Annotated in this window: 11 protein-coding genes, 3 tRNA genes and 1 pseudogene; 6 read left to right on the top strand and 9 right to left on the bottom strand. The window is 50.3% G+C overall.

Annotation, left to right across the window (positions count from 1 at the left end):
• Nucleotides 1-5: 5 nt before the first annotated feature.
• From ENTHG_RS03445 to ENTHG_RS03420, 7 genes and pseudogenes are all read right to left on the bottom strand, one after another.
• Nucleotides 6-731, bottom strand: a complete 726-nt coding sequence (locus ENTHG_RS03445) for a fimbrial biogenesis chaperone (protein ID WP_106403184.1) — start codon at nucleotides 729-731, stop codon at nucleotides 6-8.
• On the bottom strand, nucleotides 728-2,068 hold the full coding sequence (locus ENTHG_RS03440) for a fimbrial protein (RefSeq protein WP_044173435.1): 1,341 nt from the start codon (nucleotides 2,066-2,068) through the stop codon (nucleotides 728-730). The genes ENTHG_RS03445 and ENTHG_RS03440 overlap by 4 nt, the downstream gene beginning before the upstream one ends.
• Nucleotides 2,069-2,105: 37 nt before the next feature.
• Nucleotides 2,106-2,435, bottom strand: a complete 330-nt coding sequence (locus ENTHG_RS25950) for a FimD/PapC C-terminal domain-containing protein (RefSeq protein WP_237567468.1) — start codon at nucleotides 2,433-2,435, stop codon at nucleotides 2,106-2,108.
• Nucleotides 2,424-4,444, bottom strand: a pseudogene (locus ENTHG_RS03435) (fimbria/pilus outer membrane usher protein); the annotation flags it as partial. The pseudogene ENTHG_RS03435 and the gene ENTHG_RS25950, both read right to left, overlap by 12 nt.
• Before the next feature lie 203 nt (nucleotides 4,445-4,647).
• Entirely contained in the window at nucleotides 4,648-5,358 is a 711-nt protein-coding gene (locus ENTHG_RS03430) for a fimbrial biogenesis chaperone (protein ID WP_044173433.1), read from the bottom strand.
• 159 nt (nucleotides 5,359-5,517) lie between these two features.
• A complete protein-coding gene (locus ENTHG_RS03425; protein WP_044173431.1) occupies nucleotides 5,518-6,072 on the bottom strand; it encodes a fimbrial protein in 555 nt (184 codons plus the stop codon).
• 742 nt (nucleotides 6,073-6,814) lie between these two features.
• A tRNA-Ser gene (locus ENTHG_RS03420) sits at nucleotides 6,815-6,904 on the bottom strand.
• 93 nt (nucleotides 6,905-6,997) lie between these two features.
• Between ENTHG_RS03420 and mtfA the strand changes: the two genes are divergently transcribed.
• Nucleotides 6,998-7,795 (top strand): DgsA anti-repressor MtfA, encoded by a 798-nt coding sequence (gene mtfA / locus ENTHG_RS03415; RefSeq protein ID WP_044173429.1) that lies wholly within the window; start codon nucleotides 6,998-7,000, stop codon nucleotides 7,793-7,795.
• A gap of 100 nt (nucleotides 7,796-7,895) precedes the next feature.
• Nucleotides 7,896-7,971: transfer RNA gene (locus ENTHG_RS03410), tRNA-Asn, on the top strand.
• A 38-nt stretch (nucleotides 7,972-8,009) separates the two neighbouring features.
• Here ENTHG_RS03410 and cbl read toward each other — a convergent pair.
• Together cbl and nac are read right to left on the bottom strand one after the other, a co-directional pair.
• A complete protein-coding gene (cbl, locus tag ENTHG_RS03405; RefSeq protein ID WP_044173427.1) occupies nucleotides 8,010-8,960 on the bottom strand; it encodes an HTH-type transcriptional regulator Cbl in 951 nt (316 codons plus the stop codon).
• A gap of 101 nt (nucleotides 8,961-9,061) precedes the next feature.
• Nucleotides 9,062-9,979 (bottom strand): nitrogen assimilation transcriptional regulator NAC, encoded by a 918-nt coding sequence (nac, locus tag ENTHG_RS03400; protein WP_044173426.1) that lies wholly within the window; start codon nucleotides 9,977-9,979, stop codon nucleotides 9,062-9,064.
• A 334-nt stretch (nucleotides 9,980-10,313) separates the two neighbouring features.
• Between nac and ENTHG_RS03395 the strand changes: the two genes are divergently transcribed.
• The 4 genes from ENTHG_RS03395 (at nucleotide 10,314) to ENTHG_RS03380 (ending at nucleotide 16,801) form a co-directional block, all read left to right on the top strand.
• A tRNA-Asn gene (locus ENTHG_RS03395) sits at nucleotides 10,314-10,389 on the top strand.
• A gap of 161 nt (nucleotides 10,390-10,550) precedes the next feature.
• The gene (locus tag ENTHG_RS03390; RefSeq protein WP_044173424.1) at nucleotides 10,551-11,801 is read left to right on the top strand and encodes a tyrosine-type recombinase/integrase; all 1,251 of its coding nucleotides are present in this window, start codon (nucleotides 10,551-10,553) and stop codon (nucleotides 11,799-11,801) included.
• Nucleotides 11,802-12,443: 642 nt separating this feature from the next.
• Nucleotides 12,444-13,613 carry an efflux RND transporter periplasmic adaptor subunit gene (locus tag ENTHG_RS03385; RefSeq protein WP_044173422.1) on the top strand — a complete coding sequence of 390 codons (1,170 nt, stop codon included), beginning with the start codon at nucleotides 12,444-12,446 and terminating at the stop codon, nucleotides 13,611-13,613.
• On the top strand, nucleotides 13,610-16,801 hold the full coding sequence (locus tag ENTHG_RS03380) for an efflux RND transporter permease subunit (RefSeq protein ID WP_044173420.1): 3,192 nt from the start codon (nucleotides 13,610-13,612) through the stop codon (nucleotides 16,799-16,801). Before ENTHG_RS03385 ends, ENTHG_RS03380 begins: the two co-directional genes overlap by 4 nt.

Below are 16,801 nucleotides of genomic sequence, written 5' to 3'. Positions count from 1 at the left end.
AGGCGCTAGCGGCGAAGAGGCGTTGTCCGCGCCAGCATTCCGCCTTCATCATTAAGGTAATGAAAACGAACCTGCTGTGCTGCCGGGGAAACGCTGTGTAAATCGATGGGGTAACGGCGCTTGCTAAACGCGGGGGTCATCATATCGGTTTGCGCCGTGACATTGCGTTCAGCTTTCCCGTTCAGAAGGGTGATTGAGCTAAAAGAGATATTCAGCGGCGTCGGGTTATCACATTCAACCTCCCAGCGTGTTCCATCAGCAACCAGACGAAACGCCAGTTTTTCAACGGCCTCCTCAGGGGTTAAGGTGATTGCCTTTGGCCGCCAGAAGAGTTTCAACTGGGTGTTCATCGCCACGGTTAAATGTGCAGGCGCAGCGCTATTTTTTGTTACGGGTGGGATCTCGTAGAGGTTGATCCAGAAGACGGATTCACGATCCTGAGGGAGCGGATCGCCGTTATAAATAATACGCAGTCCCTGCCGCGCTCCAGGTAACAGACGAAACACCGCCGGTAATACGACAAAGGGTGCATCGGCTGCATCCGGGTTTCCTTCACCTTTGTCTATCCAGCTCTGCACTATCACAGGGTAGGTATTGGTGTTGGCCAGCATTAAGCTGCGTTCACGATTTTCCGCATGATAAATGACCCGCGTCCCGGCGGGCATAATCCCGGCGTGGAGCGGCGGCGCCATTAAAAAGCTCAACAGCCAGATTAAGTGCTTTTTCTTCATTGCATTTTCACCAGCACGTAGGCCGTGGCATGCACTTTACCCGGTGTGACCGTCTGGCCATTCAGCTTCTTGAGTGTCGCTATGAATGAATAGGTGTAATAGGTGTACCCACTTTTCACACTCCCCGCTTTGGTCGCCCCCAGCAGAACAGGATACCAGCCGGCGTTATTTCCCCCCGGCGTCATGGTCGCTATTCCCGGCTGACCTACCAGAGTGAGCGCCTGGCCGGGATTATCGCTATGCGCCAGCGTAATCCCGACGCCTTTGGCCATATCAGGAGAGTAATAATTGTCCGAGACCAGCGCGCTTACCCCGCCGCTACTGTTAACCAGACCAAGCGATTTCGCCGCGCTGTAGGCCCCCTCGGAAACCTGAATCCCTATGGCAGTTTGCGTATCGCCTACGCCGGATTTAGCCGAGTCGCTACACTCCACCTGAACCGAGAACGTGGAGCTGGCTCCCCCGCCATTTTCCAGTTCAGGTACGGAGATGGTGGGTAACATCACGACCGGGTCCGCGCTACGGGCTACGCAGGTCGGCACGCTATAGATAGCGTTCTGGCTGCGCATCCCATAGCCAAAGCCATTATCCACTCCCCAGAAATCAAAATATCTGGCGCTGTCTTCTCCGGGAAGATCGTGGGCAAAAGCAAAACTGACCGTGGAGTCTCCGGAAAGCTGAATATAGCTATTTGGCTGCGTACAGGTATACGTTTTGCCGGTACTGCTTCCATAGGCAATCCCTGAACCATCATAATTATTGTTACCGCAGTAGTAGGATGCTGCCGCCGTCCCCGGCAGATCGGTTACGCGAAATATCTCAGCCTGTAGCGGCGGAATATCCTGCAAACGAATCTGTATCTTGCCGTCAGACGTTTTATTCCAGCTGGTAACCGGGACTTTTTGCCAGTATCGGGTTAAGGTCACGCCGGCCATGGTCTGGCGGATCCCCACATGAGCAAACCACGTCGCGTAAACGTCTGTTAACCCGTCACTGCCGCCAATATCGTAATACCCGCCTACCCGATCGTCGCCATTGGTGGCAACCAGAAAATAGATGTTACTCAGATCGGCTTCATCACACTCCCAAAGTACGGTAGAACCATTCGCCCCGCCATAGGTGTAGTTAGTGGGCGGAACGACCACACTTCCTAATAGAGAGCCGTAGGGTACGAAATATTCATCCGTTAAGTTAATTTTACCAAAAGGGATAATGGCCGTTCGGCTGTCTTCTGTCTGGGTTGCGCCGGTTCGTTTACAGCTCCCCCAGCCGGGCATAGCGGCAAAAATTAACAGTAGCGCTCCACATATTTTGACAATTAGCGCTTTATTTTTCATTGTTCGCTCCGGTTCATTCTGACTGAACAGACCGCTGCTAATCTGACCATAGGCTGTTCAGATTCAACATCGGTAATATTGAAAGGTAAATAGCAGCGCTCATCCGGGCTCTCGCCCCAGCGAACAATAAAATCGCCTTTATTTTTTCGCTGCGGACGTAGATCTGCCCGTTCTGACCCGTCATTCCGATAACGTTACCGTCGTCGTCGAGCACATCCGCACCCAGTGGCAGCGGTTCGCCGCCAGGGAAGTGCGCCTTGATCAACAGCGCAGTGCCGCTACGGGTTCGAAAAATCACTTTGCTCGCTGAACCTGACAGCGGCGCCACCCGTTTTTCACTTTCGATGAGCTCGGCATTGCCATCCATATTTTGCGGGTCAAGCGTAATGCGGTTATAACGGTAAGGCGTTAAGGAAGGCACAAGCGCGTATCCGTGGCTATCGATCGTCACCTGCTGAGCATTGAGCACATTCGCCCCCTCAGCCCCTTTTGCTTCGACCAGTGCAAAGGTATCGCTTAAATAAGGCCCCAGCGTAATGCCGCCGGAATGAATCGCCAGCGCGCCCTGAGCATTCGCCGACGCCTGCCAGTAATCTTCTCCTTTAGAGGCGTTCATCCCTAAGGTCGTCACAGGAAGTCGCTTCTGCAGGTTTCCACTGAATACCGTATTGTTATATTGCTCGTCGCGGCTAACGTTGATGCCGTAGCTTGCAGTGCCCCGCTCATCGAGGGTACCCGATAAAGCACTCTGGTACTGGTCGCCGCCATCCTTCGTGCGTGTCCATGAGGTACTTAACGTTGGAGCCCGTGCGCCAAAGCGACTAAGCGGTATCGAAAATGAAAGTGCCGTTACCGTCTGCATTTTACTGTCGTCGTCATAGCCGCCATTTCGCTGACGGGCGATAGAGAGGTTGGTGCTCACACCGAAAATACATTGCTGTAACCAAACTGCAGTTGCGTATCTCTTGTGCGACCGTCACGATAATTTTGCGTTGACCCTGATAAAAACAGATTGCCATAGTCCCCCATACTCTGGCTCAGAGAGATATCAAAGCGAGACTGCTGCTGATAAGTGGTGGATTGCCAGTCGCTGCCCGATCTGGCAGCCTCACGGACCCCGAGTACATCGCTCAGATCGCGATAACCGCTGGTAGAGTATCGATAGCCTGCAAGCGAAACAGTGGTGTTGGTAGCCTGGAAAGTTTTACTCCATGACAGATGCGTCATCCACCCTTCGGTATAGCCCGTGTCGGGAAGACTGGCGCGTGACCAGGTGACATCCATTCCCCAGGCGCCGAGCCAGCTTCCATAGACGCCTCCCAACATCGCGGCCTGGTAAGCGTCCGCAATGCGTAACCCGCTATTAACCGTAACCGTATTGCTGAGGCCATGCTGCCAGGTGATATCGCCAAACAGCGACTCATCGCCGCTGTCACGTGTTTTCCCGACCTCCATATTAAAATGGGAGATACCGGGCCTCATCGACTCGGGAACAGCGGAAAAGGGCACGCTAAACTGACTAATCGAACCATCAGCTTCGGTTATGGTGACATCCAGATCGCCGCTAAAGCTTGTCGGGTAAAGATCGGTGATTTCAAAAGCGCCGGGTGAGACGGTAGTTTGATAGATTTCCTGATTATTCTGGCGAACGGATACTTTCGCGTTCGTTGCCGCTACCCCCCTGATAACAGGCGCATATCCGCGCATAGAATCAGGAAGCATCCTGTCATCTGTCTCGAGCGAGACGCCGTTATAATTTAGCCCTGAAAAAAAGCGCCCTGATGTAATCAGTTCGCCCATGCTCATCTGGCTGCCCAGTTTTGGTAACGGTCGCTGGATATAGCTTCGGATGTTCTTCCATTCACTGCCGCTCTCACGCGTCCAGTTCAGGTTAGATAATTGTCGATATTGCCATTTGCCTAAATTGATACCGCCACTAAACGATGCCCAGGACGAGTCCTGGTTCCGTACATTCTCCTCGGAATAAGAGACATGATAATAGTTGGCAATATAGTTTATAAAACCGATGGATGCGCCTGCGTCGAGGTCATCAGGATTGACATATCCCCTCGGAAGATTATTCATGGCAAGCTGCGGTACGCTGAGGTCAAGCCTTAGCTGCGGAAGATTCATATTAACGCTGCCGCCTTTCACCATTTGCGTAAAAAGGAGGCACTCCGCTAACGGTTTCAGGCGGGAATGTAGCTCAGGCGCTAATTTTATACCCGCGCTCTTGTAGATCTCGGGTCGCAGGCAGAGAGAGGTAGTGTCGCCATCTGCCTTCACAAATTCAACATTAACGTCATCAATAAATTTACCGTTAACATATACAGCAACTTTATATTTCCCGGGCGCGACATTATTTTTTTCGCTAATGCTGCGAGTGCGGTCTGGCTAAATCTTCCGCCACGAAAAAGCTCAGGCTCAAAAGTATATTCATCTGTCAATGAAGAGCCGGGAGGTAATCCGCCTTGATCCTCACTCGCATAGGCTACGGATATTGACGCTAAGACTGAACATATAATTATTGTGCTCCTCACCTTTATCCTCCTCAGGCTATATGATGTCTTTTTTTTGCCTTACAGAGTGCGTTCGGTTACGGTATCTATTCCGTAGTCATTGACCAGGATCAGACGCAGGCGCGCGCCTTTTAAGCTGCTCACCGGCGCAGAGGGCGTCCAGTTTACTGATGATTCAGGCGGCACCATGGTAGAGCTGGCAAGGGTAATTTCGCGCCCTTTCGTTAACAGGGTGGCATGCCGTACTACCGCGTAATATCCGCCGCTATTGACCACTTTTACCTGTTTATCACTCAGGCTAAAACTCAGTTTTTGCGGTGTATCAGCAGAGACGCCAGTGAGACCTTTCGGTCGATAAAATATTTTTACCCGGTTGGTAATAGCCAGAACAAGTTGGTTGCCCCCCAAATTCTCCTTGTTCAAAGCAGGTAACTGGGTGAAGCTCAAATAAAAAACTGATTCACGATCTTCAGGAAGCGGCTTGCCAATATACATCAGGCGGATTGATTGCGCGCTACCTGGTTCCATACGGAATATTTGCGGCGTAACAACGAAGTCGTCATTTCCCGACGCAGCCTGATTTGCTTGTGTACCATTATCGGTTTGAATTTGTACAATATAGGGCTGCTTATCCGGATTTTTCAGTTGAACAGTTTTACTATTCATTTTTCCGTCATAGATAACGCGCGTCCCGGTCATAACGACGCTGGCATCAGCGTACTTACACATAATGAGCAATAGCGTTAGTACAGTAGCAAGATATTTGCGCATCCTTCGCCTCTTTCTATTAATGCTCTTTCACAACCGCTTTAATGGATTCGCAACGACAAAAGGCAAGCTGGCCTGAACTTCGTGTCGGTCGGCCTGACGAGATCCTGGGCTAACGTGCTGTAAAGAGACTGGCTGCGCAGTAGCGCAGCCAGAGAATTATTACAAATAGCTAACGGTGTACTCCGCAACGGCAGTAATTTTACCGGCAGTGGCAGTCGCACTCAGAACATAATACTGGGCGCCAAAATCATAGCTGGCCGAGGTTTTACCCTGCTTCAACACCAGCCCGGGTACCGGCGTTATGCCATTAAGAGCAACAGCCGTGCCGCCAGTACCTGACGTGGTCAGCTGAATACCAAAACCGGTTGCTGCATCCGTTGTTGCACGATTGCCTAATACGCCACTGGAAGGATCGACATCGTAACCCAAAAATTGCGTCGTAATGTTAAGATCGCTTGCCGGAGCCGTACAGTCACTTACCGTGATGGTAAAAGGCGTAATGCCTGCTTTCTGGCCGGGCGCTAACGACGAGCCAAATTCGCTCACGGCGACCGTCGGCAACATCACTACGGAGTTAGTTTGACCATTAATGTTTACTGAACAGGTCTGATCGGTCACCTCTCCTTCAAAAGTAACGGTCGGTGCAGCAAAAGCGGCACAGGGTAAGATACTCAAAGCCACTACAGCAGCGATTTTTTTCAATTGCTTACTCATTTTAATATCCTTATAAAATATTAATAAAAACCCTCATTATTATGAGGCGGCCGACGGGAAAGTGATGGCCAGGAGAAAATCCATCCCTCCGCTTCATTTACTAGCTTTATGATTAAAAATAAACTTTTGCCGCTAATATATTATTTTCATGAATAGATTGAAAATAGTTGATAGCTAGCCTTTCTCTGGCCCGAATAATACAATATCCGTGCACAGGTAATACAATCGCATTAGGAATAAACCCCAGGAATAAGCCTGGTAATTTGCATTATTTTTTAATTTTCAGACAAAACCATAGGATAAAGTTAGAAATTTACGTCAAAGAAAAATTAATCCAGAGAAAAAATACCAATAGAATCCAGTTAGGTAGAATCCTAAAGAAATAATATATTTCTTGCTGACCTTATGTTTAAAAAAAGACAGCAAGGGAAATCCTTTTCCCGGACTGATATGGTTGTTGCTGATCAAATATTCACCACCACGATGCGGAATAATGAATAAATTATTCCTGACGCAGCATTTATGACCCAATGGCTTGCGTAATCCGGCGATCCAGCGGATCGGCCGCGCATTTTTTCGCCTTTCCGGCGAGCGCGCCAAAAGTACAGACTCATTACCAACAGGTTACGTTTTATGAGATATAGGCACATGACATATGTGTTGGCGATGTGTAACATCAGGGCGTATAGATATGAGGCGTTCTGACGATGAAGCTTACTTAAAAACAGTAAGTTAGGTGAAGTGGCGGAGAGAGGGGGATTTGAACCCCCGGTAGAGTTGCCCCTACTCCGGTTTTCGAGACCGGTCCGTTCAGCCGCTCCGGCATCTCTCCGTTTCAATGGTTGCAATGATGCCAGGTAATTTGGCATTTTAACAGCCCCTGTTCCGTTAATTTGTTTCAAGTGGCGAGTTTACGAGCAAAGCGATGATTAAATGGCCCTGGAAAGCAAAGGATACAACGCCTGATGCCGATTTCCCGTGGGAAGAAGCGTTGGCGATCCCTGTATTAGCGAATCTTTCATCTGATGAACAGTTAAAACTGATGCAGCTTGCCGATCGTTTTTTGCAGCAAAAAAGGCTGGTCGCCCTGCAGGGGTTTGAACTGGATGCGCTTAAAAATGCGCGCATCGGCTTACTGTTTTGCCTGCCGGTGCTGGAGCTTGGCCTTGAATGGCTCGACGGTTTTCATGAAGTGCTCATCTACCCTGCCCCTTTTGTTGTGGATGATGAGTGGGAAGATGATATCGGGCTGGTGCACAATCAGCGCATGGTACAGTCTGGACAAAGCTGGCAGCAGGGGCCGATCGTCCTGAACTGGCTGGATATTCAGGATTCATTTGATGCTTCCGGCTTCAACCTGATCGTTCATGAAGTGGCGCACAAGCTGGATGCGCGCAATGGCGATCGCGCCAGCGGCATTCCTTTTATTCCGCTGCGTGAAGTTGCAGGCTGGGAGCACGATCTTCACGCCGCCATGGACAACATTCAGGATGAGATTGACCTGGTAGGCGAAAGCGCCGCCAGCATTGACGCCTACGCCGCTACCGACCCCGCAGAGTGCTTTGCGGTATTATCCGAGTACTTTTTCAGCGCGCCTGAGCTGTTCGCGCCACGTTTTCCGGCATTATGGCAGCGGTTTTGCCAGTTCTACCGTCAGGATCCTTTAAACCGCTTGCGTTCGCAGCCTTTTATTGCCGATTCGCAGGCAAAACGCGTACATTAATGCGTCAATCTGAACTTTAATTCGCCATTTGAATCAGCGGCTTAAATTAGGTATTGACACCAAAGAGCGTGGCCAGTAGTATGCGCCCCGTTCACACGATTCCTCTGTAGTTCAGTCGGTAGAACGGCGGACTGTTAATCCGTATGTCACTGGTTCGAGTCCAGTCAGAGGAGCCAGATTTAAAGAAGCCCGCTTTTAGCGGGCTTTTTGCTTTTCAGATTTGGTAATCGATCGCCTCTTCGCCTGCCTCCATAACCTGACGCTTAATTTCATCAACTGAAAGCCCGGCATTGCACAATTCAATAAAGCGCCAGACATAATTGCGCTGCAGCTGGCCACGCTTTAGCCCCAGCCAGACCGTGTTTGCATCAAAGAGATGACGGGTATCCAGCCGCACCAGTTTCCCCTCTTCGTTCTCGCCGCCCGACTGCTCCGCCACCAGCCCGACCCCCAGCCCCAGCGCAACATAGGTTTTGATAACGTCAGAGTCCTGCGCGCTGAGTACAATATCCGGCACCAGTCCCTTACGGCTAAAGGCCTCATCAATGCGCGATCGCCCGGTAATCCCCTGTCGATAGGTGATAAGCGGCCAGCGGCTTATCTCTTCGAGCGTGAGCGTTGAGGCATCCAGCAGCGGATGATCTTTGGGCACCAGTAAACTGTGATGCCAGCGGAACCATGGAAAGGCCACCAGCGCGCTGTCGTTACTTAGCCGTTCGCTGGCGATGCCAATATCTGCGCCGCCATTGTGCAATAGGGATTCAATCTCCTGCGGCGTTCCCTGAATTAACTCCAGGCGAACCTCCGGAAACAGTGCGCGAAATGATTTAATGACCGTCGGCAGGCTATAGCGTGCCTGCGTATGCGTAGTGGCAATGGTCAGCACGCCGGATGTGTCATTAGTGAAAAGGTCGGCGAGGCGGCGGACATTACTCGCCTCATTGAGAATACGCTCGGCAATGACCAGCAGCGCTTTTCCCGGCTCGGTCATCCCTAACAGCCGTTTACCGCGCCGGATAAAAATCTCAATCCCCAGTTCCTCTTCAAGCTCGCGGATATGGCGGCTCACCCCAGACTGGGAGGTATAAAGCATATTGGCGACGTCGGTAAGATTGAAATCCCGTCGCGCCGCTTCCCGGATAATTTTAAGTTGCTGGAAATTCACCCTACCCTCCAGGGCCATCAGACATAACGGTATTGTTAAAGTCTGTGGCCGGGCAGAACAAATAATAAAAACCCGCAACTTATTCCTGGAAGGAATATGGCCTAGCTGACCAGCTGCAATTCCTGGTTCTCCAGCGACGGACGGCTGACCAGAGACATAAGAATCTCTTTTACCGCCTGCGCCTGTGGAGAGAGCGCGCCGCGGGCAGAGACATTCAGCGACAGCGGCAGACTCATTGACGGCGTGGTGATCCTTGCCATCCAGCCATTTGCCGCGCTGCACAGGGATCGCGCGGCGGATTCCGGCAGCACGGTGACACCCATCCCGCTGGCAATAGCCGCGGTCAACGTGGCGAACGATTCAATTTCGCCAATAATTTTCGCCGTCAGACGGCGCAGTGAGAACGCTTCGTCAACGCGCAGGCGCACGGCGCTGTAATCACGAGGCAAAAACAGATTCATTTCCGCTACTGCGGTCAGGTCAATGCTCTGACCCGGGCAATCCCGCGTGCCGACAAGATAAAGATCTTCTTTCAGCAGCGGCACGCTGGTGATCCCGCTGGTTGGCGAGCGCTCGTAAAGCACCGCCATATCAAGCTGGCCGCTCAACAGCTTATCATTGAGTACTGTACCGCTGTTTTCATGCAGATAGACGGTCACCTCAGGCAGTTCATTGCGTACCGCCTGGAGAAGCGGCATGGTTACAGACGATGCCGCCGTCCCCGGCGCCAGCCCGATTGAGACCTGGCCGCGCAGGCACTGGCCAACATTATTCACCGCCAGCTGCGCCTGCTCGCACTGACGCAGGATTGTGCGGGCATGAGCATAGAGGATTTTTCCCGCTTCGGTAGGCGTCACGCCGCGTTTGGTGCGAATCAACAGCTGCTGATCCATCTCGCCTTCCAGGGTTGCAACCTGCTGGCTCAGCGCGGGCTGTGCGATATGCAACACTTCTGCTGCCTGGGTCAGGCTGCCGATATCAACGATTTTTACGAAGTATTTCAGGCGTCTTAAGTTCATTTTTTGCCTCCTGTCAGGAATCGCGGCACCAGTGCTGGCAACCATCATGTCGGAGGAGTTGCAATATGCTTGCCAGATTCGCAAGATTTTTAACATCGCCGCTAACAGGCTGGAATAATAAGAGTTTCTGATAACGAGGCGGTGAACGATTAATGAAATGACGGTTTAGCCTCTGCCCCATAAGAGACTCTTCTGCCTCATTTCGGTGCAGATTGTCTCTGGCTGACTACGGCGCAGGCAGTTTGCTGAAATAGTCAGCAAACAGTATGCGATGCCTTTTACAGGCTTTGACAAGGCCCTGCCAGCCCGATAATATGCGCCCCGTTCACACGATTCCTCTGTAGTTCAGTCGGTAGAACGGCGGACTGTTAATCCGTATGTCACTGGTTCGAGTCCAGTCAGAGGAGCCAATTTGCTGTTTTCATGCATCCTTGCGAATCATTATATGATGTTGGTTCAACAGGTTAGCGTGAAAACTCTTCCCGGTGCATTTTGATTTTACCCTCCGCATCGGGAAAAATTGGTGGTCAAATCTGGGGTCAGGTTAGTTCGATAATGGAGCGACCCCCATATGTCCCTTACCGACGCGAAAATCCGCACTCTCAAGCCTTCTGATAAACCCTTTAAAGTCTCCGATTCCCACGGTCTGTATCTGCTGGTCAAGCCGGGTGGCTCACGTCACTGGTATCTCAAGTACCGTATTAACGGTAAAGAATCGCGCATTGCGCTGGGTGCCTATCCTGCCGTCTCCCTCTCTGATGCGCGACAGCAGCGTGAAGGTGTCCGTAAAATGCTGGCGCTGAATATCAACCCGGTACAGCAGCGGGCTGCTGAACGTGGCTCACGAACACCGGATAAAGTTTTTAAAAACGTGGCGCTGGCGTGGCATAAAAGTAACCGGAAATGGTCGCAGAACACCGCTGACCGTCTGCTTGCCAGCCTGAACAATCACATCTTTCCGGTTATCGGGAACCTGCCTGTATCAGAACTTAAACCCCGTCATTTCATTGACCTGCTGAAAGGGATCGAGGAAAAAGGTCTGCTGGAAGTTGCGTCCCGCACGCGGCAGCACCTGAGTAACATAATGCGCCATGCGGTCCATCAGGGGTTAATCGATACTAACCCGGCAGCAAACCTTGGCGGCGTGACCACACCTCCTGTCAGACGGCACTATCCTGCCCTGCCACTGGAGCGGCTGCCTGAACTGCTTGAACGTATTGAGGCATATCATCAGGGCCGCGAACTTACCCGGCTTGCCGTCCTGCTGATGCTGCATGTGTTCATTCGCTCCAGTGAACTGCGTTTCGCCCGCTGGTCAGAGATTGATTTCACAAACCGGGTCTGGACGATACCCGCGACGCGAGAACCCATTATTGGCGTGCGTTATTCCGGGCGCGGGGCCAAAATGCGAATGCCGCATATCGTCCCCCTCTCAGAACATGTCATCGCCATTCTGAAACAGATTAAAGATATCACCGGTAATAATGAACTGGTCTTCCCCGGCGACCATAACCCGTATAAGCCAATGTGTGAAAACACGGTCAACAAGGCATTGCGGGTGATGGGATACGACACAAAAAAGGATATCTGTGGCCATGGCTTTCGGGCGATGGCATGCAGTGCGCTGATGGAATCGGGTTTATGGTCAAAGGACGCAGTAGAACGCCAGATGAGTCATCAGGAGCGCAATACCGTGCGCATGGCTTATATTCACAAGGCAGAACATCTGGAAGCCCGCAAGGCGATGATGCAGTGGTGGTCCGATTATCTGGATATATGCCGTGAAGCCTACGTTCCACCATATTTCCTTATCAGAAAATAAAGCATTACGCCAGATAGTTCATGAACTATCTGGCGTAATAAATCAACCCCATATCGGCGTCAATTGATATGGTTTTTTTAGTTTAAATCCCATGACTGCGAAGGAGTAATAGCTCCTGTAAGGTATTTGCTTTTGAAAAAGGCTATAGCCTCTTTGCGGATGTTCTCTACAGAACATTCCATAGTCTTAAAACGGCCGACAAAGGAAAACTCTAAGAGATGCAGATCAAGCTCCTGACGTATCGAACACGCTGCTGGTTTAGGGCGAGAAGGTACTCGGCTATTAACTTGACGTGAACATTACTGTGTTTGCTTCCCAGCCCCACTCATTCTCCCGGTAAAACCGGATTGTTATCAAGACTGATTAAATAGCAAATAAAAACAACTTTCTCGTGAAAGATTGCATTCACTTTAACGGAATTGAAAACATCACACGCAAAACATCATGTAACTTTCATGGTTTCATGTGATAAACTGACTCATGTCCCTTGTAAAGTTACATGAGTTTATCTTTCCGATGCCAGTTTGCAACGTCTTATGGTGCGCGCACATCACAAAGTAACTCAGGTAAACGCTGTGACATGTAGGGGCCAACAAACAACTTAACTTTACCTTTATAACCACATGATTTCTGGAATGATTTATGACTGTATCGTTCAAACGTCGCATGTTGTGCTTAACCGTTACACTGGCTGTCATCGGGCTGTTCCTTTCAAAACAGAGCGTCATACCCGGCGCGTATGCACTTGAGACATCAAACTTTAAAACGGTGCGAACTACGTCCGCAGTTGTTCATACGGTAAACGACTGGGTCGAATTCTCGGGAAAACTGGAAGCCACCGATGAGGTCGCTGTACGTTCAAAAGTTACAGGCTCGATTGTGGATGTTAAGTTCAGGGATGGTCAGTTGGTCAGGAAAGGCGATATTTTATTTATTATCGATCCAGCCCCTTATAAGACTGAACTGGCCCGGGCTCGTGCAGCATACGCGCAGGCAAAAGCGAAGCAGGACCTGGCATTGCTGGATCTGTCCCGGGGTAAAAAACTTATCGGGACCCATGCTATCTCACAGCGCGATTATGACGTTATGAACAATGCCGCCCGGGAATCGAAAGCAGCCAGGGAGATTGCCGAAGCTGAGGTCGAGAGCGCCAGGCTCAGCGAAAGCTATACCCGGATCACCGCACCGGTAACTGGCCGTATTTCCAGAGCAGAACTGACAGTCGGTAATCTGGTCGCAGCCGGTATTGACAGTCCAGTTCTTGCATCCATTGTTGCTCTTGATCCCTTGTATGTTGCTTTTAATGCGGATGAACGAACCTATCTTAATTATATCGACAAGCTTTCAAATAAAGACAAACCTGAAGTGCTGGTAGGACTGGCCGATGAAAAAGATTATCCACATAAAGCCATTCTTCATTCTGTGGATAATCATCTTAGTACTGAAACCGGCACTATCAGGATGCGCGCACTTCTTGATAATCCATCATCAAGGTTGCTTCCCGGTTTACAGGCCCGCGTCAGACTCCAGGCAAGCAAATCTTATACAGCTGTAATGATTGACCAGACACTGATCCGCACCGACCAGGACAGACGCTATGTTCTGGTAGTCGGAAGCAATGACAAAGTTGAATATCGCCCCCTCGAACTGGGAAACAGACAGGGGGAACTGATTGTTGTGAAAAAAGGCCTCAATAAGGGTGACAGAGTTATTTCCGGTGGGGCGCAGTTGGTCAGTCCCGGAGAAACAGTCATTGTCAGCAAAGACGAATCCCCTTCTTCAAAATCCCGGGAAGGAAATAAGTCATCATGAAAGTATCAAAATTCTTTATCGACAGGCCGGTTTTTGCTGGAGTACTGTCTGCGTTGTTCATTCTTGCAGGAATTATCGCCATATTTCGTCTGCCGGTATCGGAATACCCACCGGTTGTCCCCCCATCCGTTATCGTTCATGCCCAGTATCCTGGAGCCAATGCCACCACGATTGCACAGACGGTTGCAGCTCCAATAGAGGAAACTGTGAACGGCGTAGAGAATATGCTGTATATGCAGTCACTTTCAAATGAGGATGGCAACCTCTATCTGACAGTGACCTTCAAACTGGGCACAGATCCCGATCAAGCTCAGCAATGGGTGCAGAACCGGGTGTCGCAGGCTCTGCCCCGGTTACCTGAAGATGTCCAGCGACTGGGTGTCACAACGAATAAAAGTTCGCCGAATATCACACTTGCCGTTCATATGATATCGCCTGATGGCAGATATAACGATAATTACATCAGTAATTACGCCATACGTAATATCAAAGACCAGCTCTCGCGTATTGAGGGAGTTGGCCAGGTATCAGTATGGGGCCCGGGTGGTTACGCGATGCGAATCTGGCTTAATCCTGATGCTATGGCTGCTCGCGGATTGACTACATCAGATGTCGCCTCTGCTATCCGTGAACAAAACGCCCAGTCCCCCGTGGGAAGCGTTGGCGCAGCCCCTATAGCAGAAGAAACACCGTTGCAGTTGTCAGTTAATGCCAGCGGTCGGCTTAAAACGGCTGAAGAATTTGGCAACATTGTGCTCCATGCCCGACAGGATACCAGAACGACATTATTGAAAGATGTCGCCCGCATTGAACTGGCCGCTGAAAATTATGCCATGCGTACTTACCTGGATAAAAAGCCTGCGGTAGCGCTGGCCATACAGGAGTCTCCGGGCGCAAATGCTCTGGAAATTGCCTCACAGGTAAGTCGCACAATGAAAGATCTGAAAAAACAGTTCCCTGAAGGACTGGATTACCAAATAGTTTACAATCCAACCAAATCAGTCAGGGCGGGTATAGAAGCTGTGCTTCATACTCTTTTTGAGGCCATACTCCTTGTGGTACTGGTTGTTTTTCTTTTCCTCCAGACCTGGCGCGCCTCAATCATTCCTCTGCTGGCTGTTCCCGTTTCGATAACCGGCACAATGGCATTTCTGTACCTCTTTGGGTTTTCAATCAATGCTCTGAGCCTTTTTGGCCTCGTCCTGGCTATTGGCATTGTCGTTGATGATGCTATTGTTGTTGTTGAAAACGTAGAAAGAAACATTGAAAGAGGCATGACGCCATATCATGCCGCCTGCAAAGCTATGCAGGAAGTCAGTAGTCCCATTATTGCGATCGCGCTGACGCTGAGTGCTGTATTTGTTCCGCTGGCTTTTATGAGTGGCCTGACCGGAAGATTTTATCAGCAGTTTGCAGTGACGATAGCAGTTTCAACGATTATCTCCGCTATTAACTCCCTTACGCTCTCACCGGCTCTCTCTGCCATGCTGCTGAAGCCACGTGATTCAGGCAGCGACTGGCTTACACGCTTTATGCATCGTAGTTGTGGGCGATTCTTCACGGTTTTCAACCGCCTGTTTAACAGTAGTGCAAGGCGATATGAAAAAGGTGTTGGTGCGCTTGGTCAGCGCAAACTCCTCATTATGGTGATTTATGGCATTCTGCTGGCAATTACGCTGTTCTTGGGCAGGTCTGTACCTGGAGGGTTTATTCCTGCTCAGGATAAAGAATACCTTATCAGTTTTGTGCAGCTTCCTGCTGGCGCATCATTGTCCAGAACAGACCGGGTACTGGAAAAAATGAATGAAATAGCACGAAGTGAGCCAGGGGTATCTTCCACATCTTCTTATGCTGGATTGTCTGTAAACGGCACCACCACAAGTCCTGGTTCCGGCCTGACATTTGTCCTGCTCAAGCCTTTTGAGCAACGGCCTGGCATCAGCGCAGATGATGTTGCCGCCTCACTGAATGCCAGATATCAGTCACTACCTGGCGCGGATTTTGCGGCTGTTTTCCCTGCACCACCCGTTATGGGTCTGGGTTCCCTGGGGGGATTCAAATTGCAGCTTGAAGACAGAGGAAATATCGGTTATGACGGAATGGCCGAAGTACTTCGACGCTTTCAGGCAGAAGCAGCTAAATCACCTGTGCTGACGCCACTTTTTTCAACATACCAGAATAATTTTCCACAAATTAATGTCGATATTGACCGTAATCGCGCCAAACAACTTGGGGTGAACATCAGTGATATCACTGAGGCATTACAATCCTATCTTGGCTCATATTATGTAAATGATTTCAATATAATAGGTCGTGTATATCAGGTAAGAATGCAGGCTGACGCAGAGTTCAGGGCGACCCCGGAGGATATACTGAAACTACAGACCCGAAATGCCGATGGCAATATGGTTCCGCTGTCTGCCATAGCCCGTATTGAGCCGACACACGGTCCTGAGCTGGTTACCCGTTATAACGGTTTTACAGCGGTCGATCTCAGTGGCGCTCCTGCTCCAGGCTATTCTTCAAGTCAGGCGATGGAAGAGATTGAACGTATAGCGATGAAAACACTTCCACCCGGCGTAGAATATGAGTGGACAGACCTGACCTACCAGCAAATTCTTGCAGGCAACAGTGCCGTCTGGATTTTTCCACTCTGTGTATTCCTGGTATTCCTGGTACTGGCTGCCCAGTATGAAAGCCTTACGCTCCCTTTGGCTGTCATTATGATCGTCCCAATGAGTATCCTTTCTGCACTTACCGGGGTGTGGCTGACTCATGGGGACAATAATATCTTTACGCAAATTGGATTTATCGTCCTGGTCGGGCTGGCATCTAAAAATGCCATTCTTATCGTTGAATTTGCCCGTGAACTTGAGCTTTCAGGTAAGTCTGCCTGTAACGCAGTGAAGGAAGCATGCCGTCTCAGGCTGCGTCCTATTCTGATGACCTCACTGGCTTTCATCATGGGTGTAATCCCCCTGATGGTATCGCATGGAGCAGGCGCTGAGATGCGTCAGGCTATCGGGATATCGGTATTCTCTGGAATGCTTGGCGTCACCCTTTTTGGCTTGTTTATGACCCCCGTGTTCTACCTGTTAGCCCGACAAATATCAGGGAAACCACTGCACTCGGCCACTTTACCGGACGCGCCTGAGGAACGGCCGGTAACAGAACAGGCTTCAGACTAA

Source organism: Phytobacter massiliensis JC163, from assembly GCF_000321045.1.
GTDB classification, from domain to species: Bacteria; Pseudomonadota; Gammaproteobacteria; order Enterobacterales; family Enterobacteriaceae; genus Phytobacter_A; species Phytobacter_A massiliensis.
Note: the sequence above shows the minus strand (reverse complement) of the source record. Positions and strands in the feature narration are given on the sequence as shown.

Excerpts from the sequence above, each read along its gene's own strand:
- ENTHG_RS03425 (WP_044173431.1), bottom strand. The coding sequence starts at position 6,072 with ATGAGTAAGCAATTGAAAAAAATCGCTGCTGTAGTGGCTTTGAGTATC.
- ENTHG_RS03430 (WP_044173433.1), bottom strand. The coding sequence starts at position 5,358 with ATGCGCAAATATCTTGCTACTGTACTAACGCTATTGCTCATTATGTGT.
- ENTHG_RS03380 (WP_044173420.1), top strand. The coding sequence starts at position 13,610 with ATGAAAGTATCAAAATTCTTTATCGACAGGCCGGTTTTTGCTGGAGTA.
- mtfA (WP_044173429.1), top strand. The coding sequence starts at position 6,998 with ATGATTAAATGGCCCTGGAAAGCAAAGGATACAACGCCTGATGCCGAT.
- ENTHG_RS25950 (WP_237567468.1), bottom strand. The coding sequence starts at position 2,435 with ATGGATGGCAATGCCGAGCTCATCGAAAGTGAAAAACGGGTGGCGCCG.
- ENTHG_RS03445 (WP_106403184.1), bottom strand. The coding sequence starts at position 731 with ATGAAGAAAAAGCACTTAATCTGGCTGTTGAGCTTTTTAATGGCGCCG.
- ENTHG_RS03390 (WP_044173424.1), top strand. The coding sequence starts at position 10,551 with ATGTCCCTTACCGACGCGAAAATCCGCACTCTCAAGCCTTCTGATAAA.
- ENTHG_RS03385 (WP_044173422.1), top strand. The coding sequence starts at position 12,444 with ATGACTGTATCGTTCAAACGTCGCATGTTGTGCTTAACCGTTACACTG.
- ENTHG_RS03440 (WP_044173435.1), bottom strand. The coding sequence starts at position 2,068 with ATGAAAAATAAAGCGCTAATTGTCAAAATATGTGGAGCGCTACTGTTA.
- nac (WP_044173426.1), bottom strand. The coding sequence starts at position 9,979 with ATGAACTTAAGACGCCTGAAATACTTCGTAAAAATCGTTGATATCGGC.